At 62.6% G+C, this 17,857-nt stretch carries 15 protein-coding genes; 9 read left to right on the top strand and 6 right to left on the bottom strand.

Features of this window, described 5'->3' with window-relative positions; genetic code table 11:
* Positions 1-6: 6 nt before the first annotated feature.
* The 5 genes from ACYG9R_RS17570 to amaB all read left to right on the top strand — a co-directional run bounded on the left by ACYG9R_RS17570 (position 7) and on the right by amaB (position 4,741).
* The gene (locus ACYG9R_RS17570) at positions 7-159 is read left to right on the top strand and encodes a hypothetical protein (protein ID WP_155923198.1); all 153 of its coding nucleotides are present in this window, start codon (positions 7-9) and stop codon (positions 157-159) included.
* A 63-nt stretch (positions 160-222) separates the two neighbouring features.
* The gene (locus ACYG9R_RS17575; protein WP_023686314.1) at positions 223-1,323 is read left to right on the top strand and encodes a DNA topoisomerase IB; all 1,101 of its coding nucleotides are present in this window, start codon (positions 223-225) and stop codon (positions 1,321-1,323) included.
* A gap of 82 nt (positions 1,324-1,405) precedes the next feature.
* Entirely contained in the window at positions 1,406-1,780 is a 375-nt protein-coding gene (locus ACYG9R_RS17580) for a YciI family protein (protein ID WP_023671781.1), read from the top strand.
* The gene (locus tag ACYG9R_RS17585) at positions 1,777-3,051 is read left to right on the top strand and encodes an RNA polymerase sigma factor (RefSeq protein ID WP_023707663.1); all 1,275 of its coding nucleotides are present in this window, start codon (positions 1,777-1,779) and stop codon (positions 3,049-3,051) included. Before ACYG9R_RS17580 ends, ACYG9R_RS17585 begins: the two co-directional genes overlap by 4 nt.
* Before the next feature lie 175 nt (positions 3,052-3,226).
* Positions 3,227-4,741, top strand: coding sequence for an L-piperidine-6-carboxylate dehydrogenase (gene amaB, locus ACYG9R_RS17590; RefSeq protein WP_023823342.1), 1,515 nt, complete (start codon positions 3,227-3,229; stop codon positions 4,739-4,741).
* 207 nt (positions 4,742-4,948) lie between these two features.
* On the opposite strand, the gene ACYG9R_RS17595 is transcribed toward amaB, so the two are convergent.
* Positions 4,949-5,818, bottom strand: a complete 870-nt coding sequence (locus tag ACYG9R_RS17595; protein ID WP_023823343.1) for a hypothetical protein — start codon at positions 5,816-5,818, stop codon at positions 4,949-4,951.
* 626 nt (positions 5,819-6,444) lie between these two features.
* Between ACYG9R_RS17595 and asnB the strand changes: the two genes are divergently transcribed.
* From asnB to nadE, 4 genes are read left to right on the top strand one after another with little or no spacing between them, the layout of a single operon-like run.
* Positions 6,445-8,382, top strand: a complete 1,938-nt coding sequence (gene asnB, locus ACYG9R_RS17600; RefSeq protein ID WP_023725130.1) for an asparagine synthase (glutamine-hydrolyzing) — start codon at positions 6,445-6,447, stop codon at positions 8,380-8,382.
* Positions 8,383-8,404: 22 nt separating this feature from the next.
* On the top strand, positions 8,405-8,668 hold the full coding sequence (locus tag ACYG9R_RS17605) for an acyl carrier protein (RefSeq protein ID WP_023671787.1): 264 nt from the start codon (positions 8,405-8,407) through the stop codon (positions 8,666-8,668).
* 23 nt (positions 8,669-8,691) lie between these two features.
* Positions 8,692-10,239, top strand: a complete 1,548-nt coding sequence (locus ACYG9R_RS17610; protein ID WP_023683447.1) for a class I adenylate-forming enzyme family protein — start codon at positions 8,692-8,694, stop codon at positions 10,237-10,239.
* Entirely contained in the window at positions 10,236-11,240 is a 1,005-nt protein-coding gene (nadE, locus tag ACYG9R_RS17615) for an NAD(+) synthase (RefSeq protein WP_023751291.1), read from the top strand. The genes ACYG9R_RS17610 and nadE overlap by 4 nt, the downstream gene beginning before the upstream one ends.
* Positions 11,241-11,374: 134 nt before the next feature.
* On the opposite strand, the gene ACYG9R_RS17620 is transcribed toward nadE, so the two are convergent.
* The 5 genes from ACYG9R_RS17620 to ACYG9R_RS17640 form a co-directional block, all read right to left on the bottom strand.
* Entirely contained in the window at positions 11,375-12,490 is a 1,116-nt protein-coding gene (locus tag ACYG9R_RS17620; protein ID WP_023671790.1) for a hypothetical protein, read from the bottom strand.
* Complete coding sequence (locus tag ACYG9R_RS17625) at positions 12,487-13,215, bottom strand: N5-glutamine methyltransferase family protein (RefSeq protein WP_023671791.1); 729 nt, start codon at positions 13,213-13,215, stop codon at positions 12,487-12,489. The genes ACYG9R_RS17620 and ACYG9R_RS17625 overlap by 4 nt, the downstream gene beginning before the upstream one ends.
* Before the next feature lie 169 nt (positions 13,216-13,384).
* The gene (locus ACYG9R_RS17630) at positions 13,385-14,515 is read right to left on the bottom strand and encodes a glycosyltransferase (protein ID WP_348528128.1); all 1,131 of its coding nucleotides are present in this window, start codon (positions 14,513-14,515) and stop codon (positions 13,385-13,387) included.
* Positions 14,493-16,106 (bottom strand): GumC family protein, encoded by a 1,614-nt coding sequence (locus tag ACYG9R_RS17635; RefSeq protein ID WP_031199181.1) that lies wholly within the window; start codon positions 16,104-16,106, stop codon positions 14,493-14,495. Before ACYG9R_RS17635 ends, ACYG9R_RS17630 begins: the two co-directional genes overlap by 23 nt.
* Positions 16,107-16,324: 218 nt before the next feature.
* Positions 16,325-17,587, bottom strand: a complete 1,263-nt coding sequence (locus ACYG9R_RS17640; protein WP_023754981.1) for a VpsF family polysaccharide biosynthesis protein — start codon at positions 17,585-17,587, stop codon at positions 16,325-16,327.
* Positions 17,588-17,857: the final 270 nt, after the last annotated feature.

Here is a 17,857-nt window from a genome sequence, read left to right on the forward strand (position 1 = left end):
CAGGATGTGGGCTATGACTACCTTGCCGATGAGGCAGGGGCCGTGTTCGAACAGATTCCGCCCGGGCGCGACTACCATCCGCCTCACGTCGACGATGGCGGCCTCTGGATGGCCGTGCCGGCTGGTGCCACCATTGGTGGACCCGACCACATTCCATAGCAACGGGGTGGAACCAGCAGTCGGCTTGGCGCTTATCTACGAGAAAAATTTCGTGGAGCGGGCATGCTTGACAAATCTGGGACGCCATCCGGCCGGTCGGCTGCCGGACAGGGGGACGATGGAGCGCCGAAGAACGGCGCGCAGACCGCTGCCGAACAGGCCTCGCTCACCTATATCAGCGACAGCGAGCCGGGGATCCGGCGCCTGAAGGCGGGCGAAGGCTTTTCCTACAAGGGCGCGAAAGGACAGGCCGTCGGCGCGGCAGCCATTGCCCGCATCAAGGCGCTGGCCATTCCGCCGGCATGGACGGATGTGTGGATCTCGCCCGATCCCGCCGGCCACATCCAGGCGACCGGCCGCGACCAGCGCGGGCGCAAACAGTACCGCTACCATCCGCTGTGGGCCGCCGAGCGCGATGGCGCCAAATACTCCAGCCTTGTCGCCTTTGCCGAAAGCCTGCCGGAGCTGCGCCGCCGGATCGATGCCGATCTGCGCCGCCGTGGCCTGCCGGCCGAGCGCGTCGTGGCGGCAATTGTCTGGCTGCTCGACAACACGATGATCCGGGTCGGCAATGCCGCCTATGCCCGCGACAACAAGAGCTTTGGGCTGACGACGCTACGCGACCGTCACGTCGACATCAAGGGATCCAGCCTGCGCTTTGCCTTCAAGGGCAAGTCCGGCAAGGAATGGAAGTTGAAGCTGGTCGACCGCCGCATCGCCCGGGTCGTGCGCGGCGCGCAGGATATTCCGGGGCAGCAACTGTTCCAATATCTCGACGAGGACGGCGAGAGGCATGGAGTGCGCTCCGACGATGTCAACCGCTATATCCGCGACGCGATCGGCGCCAATTTCAGCTCCAAGCATTTCCGCACCTGGGGCGGCACCATCCATGCCGCGTCGCTGTTTGCGCGGACGGAGCTTCCCGAAAGCCAGGCGCAGACCAAGCGTGTGATGAACGCGGTCATCGACAAGGTGGCCGAGCGGCTCGGCAACACACGCGCCGTCTGCCGCAAATGCTACATCCATCCACAGGTTTTTGAAGCCTGGGTGGAAGGGCGGCTGCTTAGCGAAATGACCGAGGCCAACAAGCGCAAGCGAGCGATCGACGGTCTCGATGATGAAGAGGCTCTTGTGCTGAGATGGTTGAAGGCAAGCGAAGGCTGACAAAAATGGCGTAACTTTTTTGTCGACGCCATGTCGGCACAGGCCCTACTGTTTCGTCCTTTGAGACAGAAAAGGACGTCCCATGCTCTACGCTATCCTCTGCTATGCCTCCGAAGATGTCGTCTCCTCCTGGAGCAAGGCACAGGATGACGAGGTCATGGCAAAGCTCATGCATGTGCAGGAAAAATACGCTCAAGCCGGCCGGCTTGGGCCGGTGGCGCGGCTTTTGCCCACCACCGCCGCGACGACGCTGCGCAAGGTCAAGGGCGAATCGGTCGTCATCGACGGCCCGTTTGCCGAGACCAAGGAACAGTTCCTCGGCTTCTACACGCTGGAATGCGCCGATCTCGACGAAGCGGTCGACTTCGCGCGCGAGCTTTCCGAGGTCAATCCCAGCGGCGGATCCTATGAGATCCGACCGGTTTCCGTCTTCAACCCAACCAGAGTAGCCACATGACAGACCTCGCCTGGATAAGCTCGGCGATCAGCGCTGCCCGCCCGCAGGCTATGGGTGCGCTGCTGCGCTATTTCCGCAATCTCGATACGGCGGAGGAAGCTTTCCAGGACGCGTGCCTGAGGGCACTCAAGAACTGGCCGCAGAACGGGCCGCCGCGCGATCCTGCGGCCTGGCTGATCTTTGTCGGCCGCAACACCGGCATCGACGCGGTGCGCAAGCGCGCCAAGCAGGCGCCGATGCCGGAAGAGGACCAGATCTCGGACCTGGAAGATGCCGAGAGCGATATCGCCGAACGGCTGGACGGCGCGCACTACCGCGATGACATATTGCGGCTCTTGTTCATCTGCTGCCATCCGGATCTGCCGCCTACGCAGCAGATCGCGGTGGCGCTGCGCATCGTCTCCGGTCTCACCGTCAAGCAGATCGCGCGTGCGTTCCTGGTCGGCGAAAGCGCCATGGAACAGCGCATCACGCGCGCCAAGGCGCGCATTGCCGATGCCGGCGTGCCGTTCGAGACGCCCGGCGCGGTCGAGCGCTCGGAGCGGCTCGCCGCCGTTGCCGCCATGGTCTATCTGATCTTCAACGAAGGTTATTCCACCAACAGCGGCGAGGCGCCGGCGCGTGCGCCGCTTTGCGAGGAGGCGATCCGGCTGGCGCGCCTGTTGCTCCGGCTGTTCCAGACCGAGCCGGAGATCATGGGCCTGACGGCATTGCTTTTGCTGCAGCATGCGCGCGCGCCGGCCCGCTTCGACGAGAATGGCGAGATCGTGCTGCTCGACGACCAGGACCGCTCGCTGTGGAGCCGCAAGATGATCGACGAAGGCCTGGCGCTGGTCGACAAGGCCCTGCGCCACCAGAAGCCCGGACCCTACCAGGTGCAGGCGGCGATCGCCGCCCTTCATGCGCGGGCGGCAACCCCCGAGGAGACCGACTGGACAGAGATCGACCTGCTCTACAGCCTGCTGGAGGCGATGCAACCTTCGCCGGTGGTGACGCTGAACCGTGCGGTTGCGGTCGCCAAGGTGCGCGGGCCGGAAGCTGCCCTTGCCATGATCGAGCCGCTTGGCGAGAGGCTGTCCGGCTATTTCCACTTCTTCGGCCTCAAGGGCGGTCTGTTGATGCAACTCGGCCGTGGCGAAGAGGCGCGTGTCGCCTTCGATCGCGCCATTGCGTTGGCCAACACGGCAGCGGAAGCCGCCCATATCCGCATGCATATCGACCGGCTGATGCGAGACGGAGCCGTGAAGGCGCCGGCGAAGACAGCGCACTAAGCCTGTTCCTCCTGTGGCTCAATCGTGCAATCCCGGCTTGGACCATGCCGGGGTGGCGATTTTCCCCTGAAACGAGTAATGGCACGCCATGACAGCGCCCGCGGTATGCGGGCGACAATGGCGCCAAGGCTCGACCGCCGCCCTATGATGGCGAGCGGATCTGAAAGGGACAAAAATGACGATAGCGAAGGAAACGGCAGAACTTCTGGCGAAACTGGGTGTGGCCAAGGACGCGCTGACCGGCGGCGACCTCGTCGTGCGCAGTCCGGTGACGGGTGAACAGATCGCGGCGCTGAAGACGATTTCGCCGGCCGATGCGGCCAAGACCATCGATGCCGCGCACACGGCGTTCCAGGTTTGGCGGATGGTGCCGGGTCCCCGGCGCGGCGAACTGGTGCGGCTGCTCGGCGAGGAGTTGCGCGCGCACAAAACCGAGCTTGGCCGGCTGGTGTCGATCGAGGTCGGCAAGATCCCGTCGGAAGGCCTCGGCGAAGTCCAGGAAATGATCGACATCTGCGATTTCGCCGTCGGCCTTTCCCGCCAGCTCTACGGTCTGACCATCGCCACCGAGCGTCCGGGACATCGCATGATGGAGACCTGGCATCCGCTCGGCGTCGTCGGCGTCATTTCGGCCTTCAACTTCCCGGTCGCGGTGTGGTCGTGGAACGCGGCGCTGGCGCTGGTCTGCGGCGATGCCGTGGTGTGGAAGCCCTCGGAAAAGACGCCGCTGACGGCGCTCGCCTGCGAGGCGATTTTTGCCGGCGCGGTCAAGCGCTTCGGCGCGGATGCGCCGCAGGGCCTGGCACCGGTGCTGATTGGCGACCGCTCCGTCGGCGAGATCCTGGTCGACCACCCGAAGGTGGCGCTGGTTTCGGCCACCGGCTCGACCCGCATGGGCCGGGATGTCGGCCCGCGTCTGGCCAAGCGCTTTGCCCGCGCCGTGCTCGAACTCGGCGGCAACAATGCCGGCATCGTCTGCCCGACCGCCGATCTCGACATGGCGCTGCGCGCCATCGCCTTTGGCGCCATGGGCACCGCCGGCCAGCGCTGCACGACGCTGCGGCGCCTGTTCGTGCATGACAGCGTCTATGACGCGCTGCTGCCGCGGCTGAAGAAGGCCTATGAGAGCGTCTCGGTCGGCAATCCGCTGGAGACGTCTTCGCTCGTCGGGCCGCTGATCGACAAGGCGGCCTTCGACGCCATGCAGAAGGCGCTCAAGGAAGCCACCGCTCACGGTGGCAAGCTGACCGGCGGTTCGCGGGTCGAGAATGGCCATCCCGATGCCTATTACGTGCATCCGGCGCTGGTCGAAATGCCGAAGCAGGTGGCTCCCGTCACCGAAGAAACCTTCGCGCCGATCCTCTACGTGATGAAATATTCCGATTTCGATGCCGTGCTCGACGAGCACAATGCGGTCGGCGCCGGACTGTCGTCGTCGATCTTCACCCGCGACCTGCAGGAATCCGAGCGCTTCCTCGGCGTCGATGGTTCGGATTGCGGCATCGCCAACGTCAACATCGGCACGTCGGGCGCCGAGATCGGCGGCGCGTTCGGCGGCGAGAAGGAAACCGGCGGCGGGCGCGAGAGCGGCTCCGATGCCTGGAAGGCCTATATGCGCCGCGCCACCAACACGGTGAACTATTCCAAGGCGCTGCCGCTGGCGCAGGGCGTGTCATTCGACATCGATTGAGATGCTGCGCCCGGCTTTTGACCAGTTGATCCACCCGAACCCGTCGGGCGGATCGCTGCCGCTCGCGCGGATCGTTCCGCTTTAAGGCTTCGCCCCCGCTGTCCAGATGTCCGTATCCCGACGGCGGAAAGGCCACCTCGGCCATGCGCCCGGACGGGTCCTCGCGGTCGGCACGATCGGCTGCGCAACAGCGTCTGCGCCGAACGTTCAGCCAGCGTGCGGCGACGCCGGTCGGCAGGCTTCGAACGCGGCATCGATGACGGCAAGTTTGGCGGCCTGCACGGTCATGTATTCCTGGTAGAAGTTGTTCGAGACCCACATTACGGAATGCCCGCGCCGGCCCAGCCAGCCGACGCTGCCGAGCTTTTCGGCGTCGCGCAATTTGCGCGCAAGATGGGTGCGCGAGAGTTTTAGCCAACTGGCGAATTCGCCGATCGAAATCACGCTGGTCGGGATCCGGTCGAGGGCGGCATTGTCGGGATCGATGCCGGACATCAGCCAATCCATGACGATGCCGCCATTGTTGAGCCAGATGAACAGCGAAAACGTCTGCTTGGGCTCACGCACAGGGTTGGAGGAGAGCAGGCCTTCCGCCACCATCGGCTGCAGCCTGGCAATCATGCCGTGCTGCTCGAGAAACGCGGCGAGGCGGTTGCCGCTGTCGAGACCGTCGAGCGTGCGCAGATGCGCAACCACCCAGCCATCGAATTCCTTCAGCGTCGCTGCCGTCACCTGAAAGGGATGGGCTCGTCCATCACCGGTGTGCGGCAGGTATTCGATGATGTGATAGTGCAGCATCTCCTTGATGAAGGCTTCAGCCGTGTTGCGGCTGGCGACGGAATAGTGAAGCACTGCATCGATGAAGCGGGCCAGTGTCAGTTCCGTGCGGGGATCGCGCGGGTCGCGGGCGAAATGCAGGGCTAGGCCGGTGTGAGCCAGCAGCCAGCGCTGTTGCGTGGCGAATACGGCGGCCAAGCGTGGGCTCGTTTCATAGATATGCAGCAGCGCCTTCGACTGCGCCTCGACATGACGGTGCAGCGCCGGATGGCCGGCAATATATTCGAAATTCAGCGCCATCCTCCTCGTCCTCCGGCCAGCCCCCCGGCAGCGAAGACGTGCAATCACATTTCCAGCCTTAGCCGCCCGCGTCCAGCCATGCCAACCCGGACAAAAGGCCTAGAGCGATCAACCGTTCCACAGACACGTTGAAACCCCCGTCATCTCTTGATTTCGAGGCAAATTGCTTGAGAAGCGCCGCGCGCTTCTGCAGAGAAAACCGTGTCACACTTTTTTGGAAACGCTCTGGTCCGTTCGCGCCTAGGGCGTGTCGGAAAACGCTAAGCCATTGCAACCGTTGAAAAACCTACCGCAATAATAGTCAGCCCGGCAGCCTGCGGTTGAATTTGCCTCAAGATCGCAGCACGTTGCGCGCGGTCCTTTGTATCCAGGGCGGTTCGCCACGTTGGAGCGCCTGGGCTATCGTTCCGGCTATTACGGCCGCACGCCCTGGAAGGGCTCGGCCTCAAAATTGTTTTCCACACACGCAACGCGAGGTGATGGAGAGCCATCGTGTCCTAGCCACGGGAGACCACATCGTGGCAAACTTCTTGTTAACCACATGCTCGGTGAAATTATCGGATTAACCTCAGATGCCACTATCGAGGTTATGTTCCGTACCTTAGCGTTCAATATGAGTTCAAGGGATGTGTGGATTCGGGGGTTATTTCGGGTCAATCCGGGATGCGGAAGCTTTGCTCACGCACATGGTAGCCGCAATTGCCCATCGTGGGCCGGATGAGCAAGGGAAATTCGTAGCACCCGATGCCGGGCTCGGGCATGCGCGGCTGTCGGTGATCGGCATCGGAGACGGCCAGCAACCGATGTCCGACGAGGCCGGCAATTTGACGATTGCGTTCAACGGCGAGATTTTCAACTACATAGAACTGCGCGAAGGGCTGATCGCCAAGGGCCGACACTTTCGGACGTCGAGCGACACAGAGGTCATCCTTCAGCTCTATGAGGAGATGGGCGAACACTGCTTGTCTCTCCTGAACGGTGATTTCGCCTTGGCGATATGGGACAATCGGCAGCGACGAATGGTGCTTGCACGAGACCGGATGGGTGTCCGGCCGCTCTTCTACACAAGTAAGGACGGGGTGCTTTACTTTGCCTCGGAGATCAAAGCTCTGTTGAAGGTCCCGGGCGTCTCCGCTGAAATTGATCCGATTGCGCTGGATCAGATCTTTACGCTGTGGGCGCCGATCGCTCCGCGCACGGCGTTCCGCAATATCCACGAGTTGGAACCGGCAAGTGTGATGATCGCGACGCAGGGGCAGGTCACGGTCAGACGGTACTGGCACCTGGACTATCCGCATCGTGATGAGCCGTCGAAGATCACGAACGAGGACCACGCGGCAGAGGAATTGCAAGCCCTTCTGACCGATGCGGTGAGGCTTCGCATGCGGGCCGACGTGCCGGTCGGTTCCTATCTTTCCGGAGGGCTCGATTCGTCGCTCGTTTCGGCGCTTGCCGCCGGCATGACTCCTCGGAGACTGGAGACATTTTCCGTAACCTTCGACAGCGCCGAGCATGACGAAAGCGCCTTTCAGACCGAAATGGCCTCGGCGCTCGGCACGCGCCACCACGCCATAGAATGCGGCGCCCGCGATATCGCCAGCGTCTTTCCTGACGTCATCCGCTTTGCCGAGCGGCCGATCATCCGCACGGCGCCAGCGCCACTCTACAAATTGTCCGCCCTGGTTCGCCAGGCCGGCCTGAAGGTGGTGCTGACGGGTGAAGGCGCCGACGAGGTCTTCGCCGGTTACGACGTCTTCAAGGAGGCGCGTGTCCGCCGGTTCTGCGGGCGGCAGCCCACATCGCGCATAAGGCCGCAGCTGTTCCGCCGGCTTTACCCGTATCTGCCGGGCCTGCAACAGCAATCGGTGGAGTATCTGGCTGCCTTCTTCGGCACCAGCAACGCTGCCCTCGACGATCCGCTGTTCTCGCATCGGCCACGCTTCAAGACCACGGCGGCGGCGAAAATCTTCTTTTCCGGCGACCTGCGCGCGACGTTGAAGGGTTATGACGCAGCTGAAGAGCTGACCAGCCGCCTACCCGAGGCGTTTTCCCTATGGCATCCGCTGCATCAGGCGCAATATCTCGAAACCCGCTTCCTCCTGCCCGGCTACATCCTCTCCAGCCAAGGCGATCGGATGGCCATGGCGCACGGCATCGAAGGGCGGTTTCCTTTCCTGGATCATCGCGTGGTAGAGTTCGCGGCAAGACTTCCGCCGGAGATGAAACTGAAAGGCTTGATGGAGAAGCACATATTGCGCAAGGTGGCCAGGCACCACCTTCCGGCGGCGATCGGTAAACGCACCAAGCAACCTTACCGCGCCCCGGAGGCCCGCTCCTTCGTCGGGGCGGAGGAACTAGACTATGTTCGTGACTGCCTGGGCGAGGCGAGCATTACCGCCGGCGGCCTGTTCAACGCCAAGGCGGTGGCCAAGCTCCACGAGAAATGCCGCATTGAGACCGCGACCGGATTTCGCGACAACGCCGCCTTCGTCGGCATTCTGTCGACGCAGCTGTGGCAGAAGAATTTCGCCGGCCAAGCGGCCGGCGCGGCAAGAGCGGCCTGAGACGGCGAGGAAAAGGAAAGACATGATGACGGCAATCAAGGACAGGGTCAGAAGCTTTATCGTCGACAACTTCCTGTTCGGCGACACCTCCTACAAACTGTCGGATTCAGCCTCGCTGATCGAGAACGACATTATCGACTCGACTGCGGTACTTGAGCTGGTGGCCTTCATCGAGGACAATTTCGGCATCGCGATGGTGGATGCCGACATCGTTCCGGCCAACCTGGACTCGCTTGACCGCATCTCGTCCTTCATCGAGGCGAGAGCACAAACGCTGGCAGCGTAAGCGCCAACGGCGAGGAACGTCCCGTGCGGATCGAGCATTTTCTGGTGGCGAAGGCTGCTGCCCACCCGGCCAAGACGGCATTGGTCACCAAGGGCAAAAGGCTGAGCTACGAAGAACTCGACGACCTTTCGAGCCGGCTGGCCACCGCTCTCTTCATGAATGGGATCAGGCGCGACGACCGCGTTCTGATCTTCATGGACAATTGCTGGGAGGCCGCCGTATCGATCTTTGCCGCACTCAAGGCAGGTGCGACCTTCAGTCCGATCAACCCCTCCACAAAGGCCGACAAGCTCGGTTACGTCATCGCCGATTGCGACGCCAGGGCGGTCCTGACGCAGGCGAAGCTGATGCCCGTGGTCACCGAAGCCTGCGCATCGCAAGGCAAGCCCGGCATCTTCGTGGCTTCCACCCCTGGGGCCGACGGGCAATGCCCGGCAGGGGCCGCGTCCCTGACTGACTGCCTGACGTTCGATGGCGCGGAGGTAAACCATCGCGGCATCGACGTCGACCTTGCGATGCTGATCTACACGTCAGGTTCGACCGGCCGCCCCAAGGGTGTGATGATGACGCATCGCAATTGCGACGCCGCCGCGGGGTCGATCGCCACCTATCTGCGCAACGCGCCGGACGACATCATCCTGAACGTCCTCCCGCTTGCCTTCGACTATGGCCTCTACCAGTTGCTGATGGCAGTCAGGCTCGGGGCCACGCTGGTGCTCGAGAAGTCCTTCGCCTTCCCGCACGAGATCTTCGAACGCATCCGCAAAGAGGGCGTCACCGGCCTTCCGCTGGTGCCTACCATGGCGGCGATGATCCTGCAGATGCGTGATCTGGCGCCGGGTTTCCTGCCCAGCCTCCGCTATATTTCCAACACCGCGGCCGCCTTGCCGCCAGCCCACATAGAACGCCTGCGCTCGCTGCTGCCCGGCGTCCGGATCTATTCGATGTATGGGCTGACCGAATGCAAGCGCTGCACCTATTTGCCACCCGAGGAACTTGACCGCCGGCCAGGGTCGGTCGGCATAGCCATCCCCAACACGGAAGCCTTTGTCGTGGACGACCTTGGACAACGCGTGCCGGCGGGCGTGGCAGGTGAGCTAGTCATCCGCGGTCCGCACGTGATGCAGGGCTATTGGCGCAACAAGGCCGCGACGGAACGAGCGCTCCGGCCGGGGCCTAACCCTTGGGAAAAGGTGCTCTATACGGGCGACCTGTTCCAGACCGACGAGGACGGCTTTCTCTATTTTGTCGGGCGTAAGGACGACATCATCAAGACGCGTGGCGAGAAGGTCGCCCCCAAGGAAGTGGAGGCCGTGCTCCACGCCCATCCAGGTATCGCGGAAGCGGTGGTCGTCGGCGTGCCGGATCCGGTGCTGGGGCATGCGATTGGCGCGCTCGTCGTGCGGTCCGATCCGGCGCTTGGCGGAAAGGACATCATTCGTCACTGCGCGCGCCACCTGGAGGATTTCATGGTCCCCAAAATCATAGAGTTCCGGAGCGAATTACCGAAGACGGAGTCGGGCAAGGTCAGCCGCCGGCTCGCGGCTGAGATGATGGAGGCCGAGCAATGAACATCGGCTCAACCCAGGATGCGCCGGCCTTCACGCAAGCCCTGGCCATCGATCCCGCCGCCGAAACGGACAGGATCGTGGCGGCCCTGCGCGAGCAGTTGCGCGGCATTCGCAAGCGCGGACTCGTGCTCGGTCTTTCGGGCGGTGTAGATTCCAGCGTTTCGGCTGCATTGGCCGCGCGGGCCGTCGGCCACCAGAATGTGCTGTGCGTCCTCATGCCGGAAAGCGATTCCGACCCCGAAAGCCTGCGGCTCGGCCATCTGGTCGCCGACACTTTCGGCGTCGAGGCCGTTGTGGAGGATATCGGGCCGACCCTGCGGGCAATGGGCTGCTATGAACGCCGCGACGCCTTCATCCGCGAATTGGTCCCGGACTATGGCAAGGGCTGGGCCTCGAAGATCGTGATCGCGAACGTGCTCGAAGGCGAGGGCTACAACATCTCGTCGCTGGTGGTGCAGGACCCGCAAGGCAAGCAGACGAAATTGCGGATGCCGGTGGCTGTCTATCTCGGCATCGTTGCCGCCACCAACATGAAGCAGCGCACCCGCAAGCAGCTCGAATATTATCATGCCGACCGGCTGAACTTCGCCGTGCTCGGCACACCGAACCGGCTGGAATACGACCAGGGGTTCTTCGTCAAGAACGGCGACGGCGCCGCCGACGTCAAGCCGATCGCGCATCTCTACAAGACGCAGGTCTATGCGCTAGCCGCCTATCTCGGCATTCCGGAAGAGGTCCGCAACCGGCCGCCGACCACCGACACCTACTCGCTGGCGCAGACGCAGGAAGAATTCTACTTCTCCCTGCCTTACGATCGGATGGATCTGTGTCTCTACGGCCTCAACAACGGCGTGTCCGCCGAGGTGGTAGGGCAAGCGGCGGGATTGACCGCCTCACAGATCGAACGCGTCTGGGCCGACATCGCCGCCAAGCGAAAGGCAACGCGCTATCTGCACCTGCGCCCGCAGCTCGTTGACGGCGTGGACGAAGTCGGCTCCTGACCTATGCATATCGAGCAAAAGTGATCCGGTCTTGCGATACGACATGCATGAAAGAAATACTAAGCTCTTGTCTTTACGCAATTCCGGACGGAAAGCCGCGCACCCTTTCCTGGAATTGCTGTAGGCGGAACGCTTCAGGTGAAGCGGCCGCCGATCAACTGGCTCCACTGCTCGCCCGCAAGCCCGTTCAGAAAGACCTGCGCGTTCTTCATGGCATCGAGAAGCTCGGGATCGCGTGAATGCACGACGGTCGAGGCGACCGGTATGAAGGCTATGCGTCTTACAAGCATGGCGTCCAGAAGCGCGGGCTGGACGCGGCCGCGCAAGCCGGAGACACCGCGCCGGGCGGCATGCTCGACCAGGCAATCGATCACCGGCCCGGCCTGGCCGGGAAGAGCGAGGACCTGCAGCACGCGGCCGATCCCGTCCGGTCGCGCGTAATAGGCGAAAGCGCCGACATTGGCGCCGTTCGGCGATGCCACCGACACGTAGACAAGCTCTCCGAAATCCGGCTTTTGCGCCGCATCGCCCAGAATATGGTTGAGCTGACCTTCCGCCCACTGCGGACGTAGCGGAAATTGGGCGCAAAGCGGCTCCAGCAGCCCCGCAAAGCTGCCGCTGTCGATCTCGGAGGCCCGAAATGCCCCCCGGCTCGATGCGTTGGCGACGACGCCGGTCCAGCGTCGTTGACTGCCCTTCATTTTGCGAAGGTAGAGCCGGTCGACGATCCGGGCGAGCGGGTTGAACATCCAGGCAAGCTTCATGTGATTGGCAAAAAGGCTGAGCATGAAGGTCGCCGGCCGCATCACGCGAACCCAGTCAAGGCTGTATTGCGGCAGCACAACGCCGCGAAGCCGCGTCCACAGTTTCACGGACGTATCATTGGCGGTTTCGCTGAAGGAGATGTCCTGCGGACCATCGAGGAAGGCCTTCAACAGGCGGGCACCGGCCATCGGATCGGTCTCGTGATCCTCGACCATCAGCGAGCTGCAGATGGCAGCGTAGAGCTGCCGGCCGTTGAATTTCATTGGCAGCGCATGAACGCCGACGAACCCGGAAACCTGGCCGGCGTCATTGACATGGACAAGCGAACGGAGCCCGCTGCCCCAGTCGGGTGCGTCCAGATAAAACCGCCTCATGTAATCGACGAGGGAGGCCGGCGCTGGCCCCCGCTTCTTGCGCAGCATGCGTTGAAACATGCCCGCGACGGCCGCAAGGTCGGCCTGATCGAGGGCGCGGACGACGCTCACGCCGGGCTCCCGGTTCCGGGAACCCGGCCACCATGTTTGCGCGCCATGGCGACACGGGGCTGGCCGTCGGCCGTCACGGCAAAGGTTGGGGTTTCGTAGGATTTCGTTCTCGATAAAAGGGTTGCTATCTGCCGATCTTGACCTTCGCCGAACTCAAATAGCAGCCATCCGCCTGGCTTGAGGAAAGCTGCGGCATCCCGGACCAGCCTTTGGAGGATCGAAATACCGTAAGGGCCGCCGTCGAAAGCTTCCCGAGGTTCGTTCTCCAACAGATGCGCGCTTTCGCTATCGAGACGGGATGAGGAAATATAGGGCGGGTTGCACACAACCATGTCGGCAGCGCCGCGGAGGCCGTCACCCTCGATCGCGGCAAATAGGTCGCCTTGCCGGACCTTGATCCTGTCCTGCAGGGCGAGGCGCACAACATTGCGGCGGGCAAGCGAAACCGTGCTGTCGGTCAGGTCCGCCGCCCATGCCCGAGCCCGAGGACATTCGCTGACGATGCCCACGGCAAGATTGCCGCTGCCGCAGCACATGTCGATCAGGATCGTTTCGTGCGCCTGTTCGCCAAGAATGGCCGCGGCCGTCCGGCCAAGCAGTTCCGTTTCGGCTCGCGGCACCAGGACGTCAGGCGCGAGTTCCAGCTCAACCCGCATGAAGCGGTGCAATCGCGGCCAATTGCGATCGTTTGCACGGCCGGCAGGAAGGCTGTGATGCTGCGGCAAGGAAAATCCCTATCCTGAGGATAAAACGCGGGTTCCCTGTTGTTACCAACTCCGGGTAAATTGATGTTAAAGATCATGATTGGATTGGGAGTAACCGGCCTATGTTGGCGGCGTCCTGTCCCATCAATGGCGGATTCCTGTGCCGCCGCAAGCCGATCCATGCGCTAATTCAGAGCAACGCCTCGTACCGGTCTCCGATCTTTTCAATTTCGAAATCCGCCGCCCTGCTTTTCAGGATCGCGGCGGTTGTCGGCTGGTCGAGCATTCCGGCCATCGCCACTGCCAGGGCCGCGGCATCGCCGACCGGCACCAGGGCGCCGAAGCGGCCGTCATCAAGTATTTCGCGCGGGCCGTGCGGCGCGTCCGTGGAGACCACCGGAATCCCCGCTGCCATGGCCTCGACCAGAACATTGCCGAAGCCCTCGCTGGTCGATGATAGGACGAACAAGTCAGCTACGGCGTAGCAGGCCGCCGGATCATTGACATAGCCCGCAAACAGAACGTCTGCGCCGATACCGGATTCTTCGGCATAGGCGCGCAGCTCGTCGGCCAGCGGACCCTCGCCGAAGATGACAAGCCGAGCCCGGCGGCCGGCGCGCAGCACAGCGAAGGCCCGCAGCAACGTCCAATGATCCTTAACGGGCACCAGGCGTCCGGCGGTGATGATGATGGGGCCGTCGCCCATCGCCGCGAGCTCTGCCTGCCAGGCGTAGGAGCGTTGCTGGGATGCCGCAGCCGGCGGCAGCGGGTTGTTGATGACCACGACCTTGGATTTCGGGAAGCCTCGGGCCACAAGATCGCCGCCGACACCCTCAGAAACCGCGATGGCCCTGGTGGCGCGGGCCGCAACCAGGGCCGAAAGCCAGACCGCCATTTTCGCGCCAAGGCTGCCGGAAGGCAGTGAGGCGGCGGCGTGGAAACTCGGGAAGAACCGCGCCCTGCTTCGCGCGAGGGAAAGCGCCAGCGCCACGACCAGATTGGCGAATTCCGGGGCGCTGTAGATCGCGTCGGGAGAAAGGCGGCCAAGCAGGCCCGCGCTTCGCACGATGCCTTTCAATGTCGCCCACTTGCCATAACCCTCGCCGCGAATGAGGAGGCCGAAATCGACCAGATGCACGGCAGGCGAAAGCAGGGCGGCATTGGGCCCCTGCGCGTTCCAGGTAAAAAGCGTGACGTTGTGGCCGCGCGATGCCAGTTCGTTCGCCATCAGGACGAACACACGCTCGGCGCCACCGCCCCTGAGGCTGGCAATGTGAAAGACAATCCGCTTCGCCATTTCAGGCGCGGCTGGCAATGACATCCGGGCGGTTCGGCGGAAGCCGCATGTCGCGCACGATACCCAGGGTAATGGCGAGCAACATGCCGAGGATCATGCCGCCAATGGCCCCCAGGCCGATCATCACGACGGTGCGCGGGGGCCATGAACGGCCCTTTGGCGGCACTGCGGTGGAAATCACCTGCACATTGGTGCTGTCGATCTGTTCGCGCTCGGTTATCTGGCGTGCCCGCGACAGGAAGCTCTCATAGATAGCCGTCTTCGACGCGGCGTCACGTTCAAGCTCACGCAAGGCGACCTCGGAATCGCTATCCGAGAACACGTTGCCCTTCAAGTCATTCATCTTGGCATTGAGGGAGGCCGACGAGGTTTTGGCGGCATCGAGATTGACCTTCGCCAAGCGCAGGGTGCGCGCGTATTCGGCGCTGAGTTGCGCGCTGACCGTGTTGTACTCCGTCTTAAGCCTGACGATCGACGGATGACGGGGGCCAAAGGTCATCGACTGCGAATCGATCTGCTGGCGCAGGCCGTTGGCCGTTGCGCGCAGCGCCACAAGCGCCTCCGACGTGGCGGGACCGGAATTGGTGCCGTTTGCGCCGGCGGCAAGCAGGGCGTCGTAACTTGCCTGCGCGGCGATGACGCGCGATTGCGTCTCCACGATCTGGCCGTTGAGCTGGGTCATGGTTTGCGAGGAAACAAGCTGCCCATTGCTGGTGGCCAGATTGTGGCTGCGCCTATAGGCCTCGACCTTCTCTTCGGCCGCCTGCACATCGCTCTTGAGCTGGCCCAGCCGCCCGTCCAGCGCGGCCGCGGCACGGCTGGCGCCGGAAGCCTCGGCGCTGGCCAGCTCTTCCTGGAAAGTCTTGACGATATCCTGCGAAATCAGGATCGCCTTAGCGGGGGTTTCCGCCGATACCATCAAGGTCGTGACAAACGACTTTTCATCCGCGATGCTGCTAACCCGTTCCGCCAGGTTCTTCAGGGCGGTAAGCTTTGGGTCGGGTTTGGCGCCGTCCGTCCCTGTGCGGCTTCGGTCCGCGTCGAAGAACTCCGGGTCACTGGCCAGGTCAAGATCGTCTACAACACGTGAAAGCACGCTGCCCGAGGTCAAGATGCGCTCTTTGCTGCGCGCGCTGAGCAGCTGTCCATCGACCTGGGCCGATTGCGGGTAAAGATCATTCGGAACAACCTGAAGATTGGCGGGATTGATGAGGATGTCCGTGGTCACGGTGTAGCGCTGCTTGCTCAGCAGAGCGTAGGCACCGCCGATGATCCCGCCGGCTATTGCCAGCAGGCATACCAGAGCGAGGCCGGCGCGCAGCCAGACAAACAGACGCCCGAAATCGAGTTCGAGAAAGGTTCCGATCGTGTTGAGCGTCACCGTCGTGACGGGCTCGGCTACAGGCGGCGCCACGGGTGCAGGCGACACAGGGGCCGACGTTACAGGGGCCGACGTTACAGGGGCCGACGTTACAGCGGGTGCCGCCGCATGTGCCATGATCGGCGCGGTTTGTTGCGGCTTTGGCCTGCTGGCGCGCCGCGCATTTTCGATCCGTTCATAGGGGCTAATGCCGGCGGCGGCCGCGGCTGGAGGAGGACCGGAAGCGGCGGACATCATGCTAACCCTTTAATATTCAATACGCACAGCCTGCTTTACGGAAACATCGTTAACATTTCATTTTCCAGGCGTGTCAGGCGCGTTCCGGAACAGCGATCTATCCACCCTTGGTCGGTATTCTGCCACGCCCGTCGTAGCCTGGCAAAGCGTGCAGGCGTTTCAAATGGAAATACAAGAGGTCGTCGCGAGGGCACCCGCAAGGAGCGGGCTTGGCGTCATGTCGCTGTTGATGCTGGTTGGCCTTGAAGGGGCGTGCCGGTTTGGCGCCCATCCGGCTTTCGATAAGCGAGCAACAAGATGACGAGCAGCATGATATCCGGCGCCTTCGAAGAAAGGGCATTGTTTGACAATGCCGCGAGAATGGACGCGGCCGCTGCGATATGGGCGGCCCGAGGCGTATTGCGCAGGAGCTTGAAAAGGAACCGGAAGAAAGCAAAGGCGAAGAGCAGGGCGATCGGCAGGCCGAACAAAAGCGTAAGAACGACCGGCGTGCTTTCGATGAAGGGGAGGTTGAGCTTTTCGTTGACGATCTTCAACAACTCGTTGGGATTCATGCCAAGCAGGATGTCCCTCCATTCAACAAACTTGAATACATCGTAGATCTTGACGCGCGCGTCGTAATTTTGATCAAAGAGCGTGTTGCTGAAGCGGTTCAGCAGCCCCGCCGAAAAGAGTATCGCAATCATTATGGCGCCACCGGCCAGCGTCAGCATCAGCACCAGGAGTTTGGCCTGGCGTTGATGTCTGGGTGACAAGTCCGGCCAAGGCAGGAACACGAGCAGGAACAGGATCTCGCCGCAAGCGAGCAGCAGGGCGGTGCGCGCGCCCGAAGCGGCCGTGCCGATGAAGAGAATGAAGATGCAAAGCGCGCACACCCAGATACGCCACCGCGTCAATGCAACGAAACCTATGGCGGTGGTGCAAAGCGCGCCCAGCGCCAGCGGATGGGCCGACAGTCCGATCGGCCGAAAGTCCAGCTCAACGAGGGGATAGGGCAGGAATCGATGCTGGGTGACGGCCTCGATCGTTCCGATGATGGCGCTGAGGACGATCATGCCGACGATAACATTGCCAAGCGCCCTGCGCACATGGTCACCCAGGGCAAGCATGATCATCGCCGCGGCACAAGAGACCAGATAGGAATCGATTATGAAGCCGGCCGAGCCGGCACGGCCTATCACGAAGAGATAAGGCACCAGCCACAACAGCAGCAGCGAATATAACAATGTCGCCTTGAACAGCCTGACTTCATCGCCTTCGAGCCGAATTGGCCGGGTCGTGGCGATGACGACAAGCAGCAGAAAGATCGCATAGGTCCCGATATGCAGCTTTTCGGGAAACGACCCCCCCTCCGTCGAATAGGACATCACCATATTCATCAACTGCGGAGAGATGGTCGAGCGGAGCAGGAAAGCGAAGGCCGCGAGGAGAAAGAACAGGAGTGTGAGGGCGTCTTGGCGGCTGGCCTGCGCGGTCACGAACTGTTGCTCTGTGGGGGTGACACTCACGATTATCCGACCAGCGTTGCGGCTTGCGATTGAGATGGCAGGGGACGCACGCGCCCCCGGGTACATTTTCCTGGACGAACGTAAAGGAATATGGATAACCCGATCTTAACAGTGGCGATGCCGGGCATGGGTCGCCACATGTCAGCTTTGCCGAAAAGCCGGACACCGCTCATTGAAATCTCACCAAAGTGCGCCGCGTGGGAACGAATGCACGCAATGCACTTGCGCGACATGCATCGG

The sequence above is a fragment of the Mesorhizobium sp. RSR565B genome (assembly GCF_054719465.1).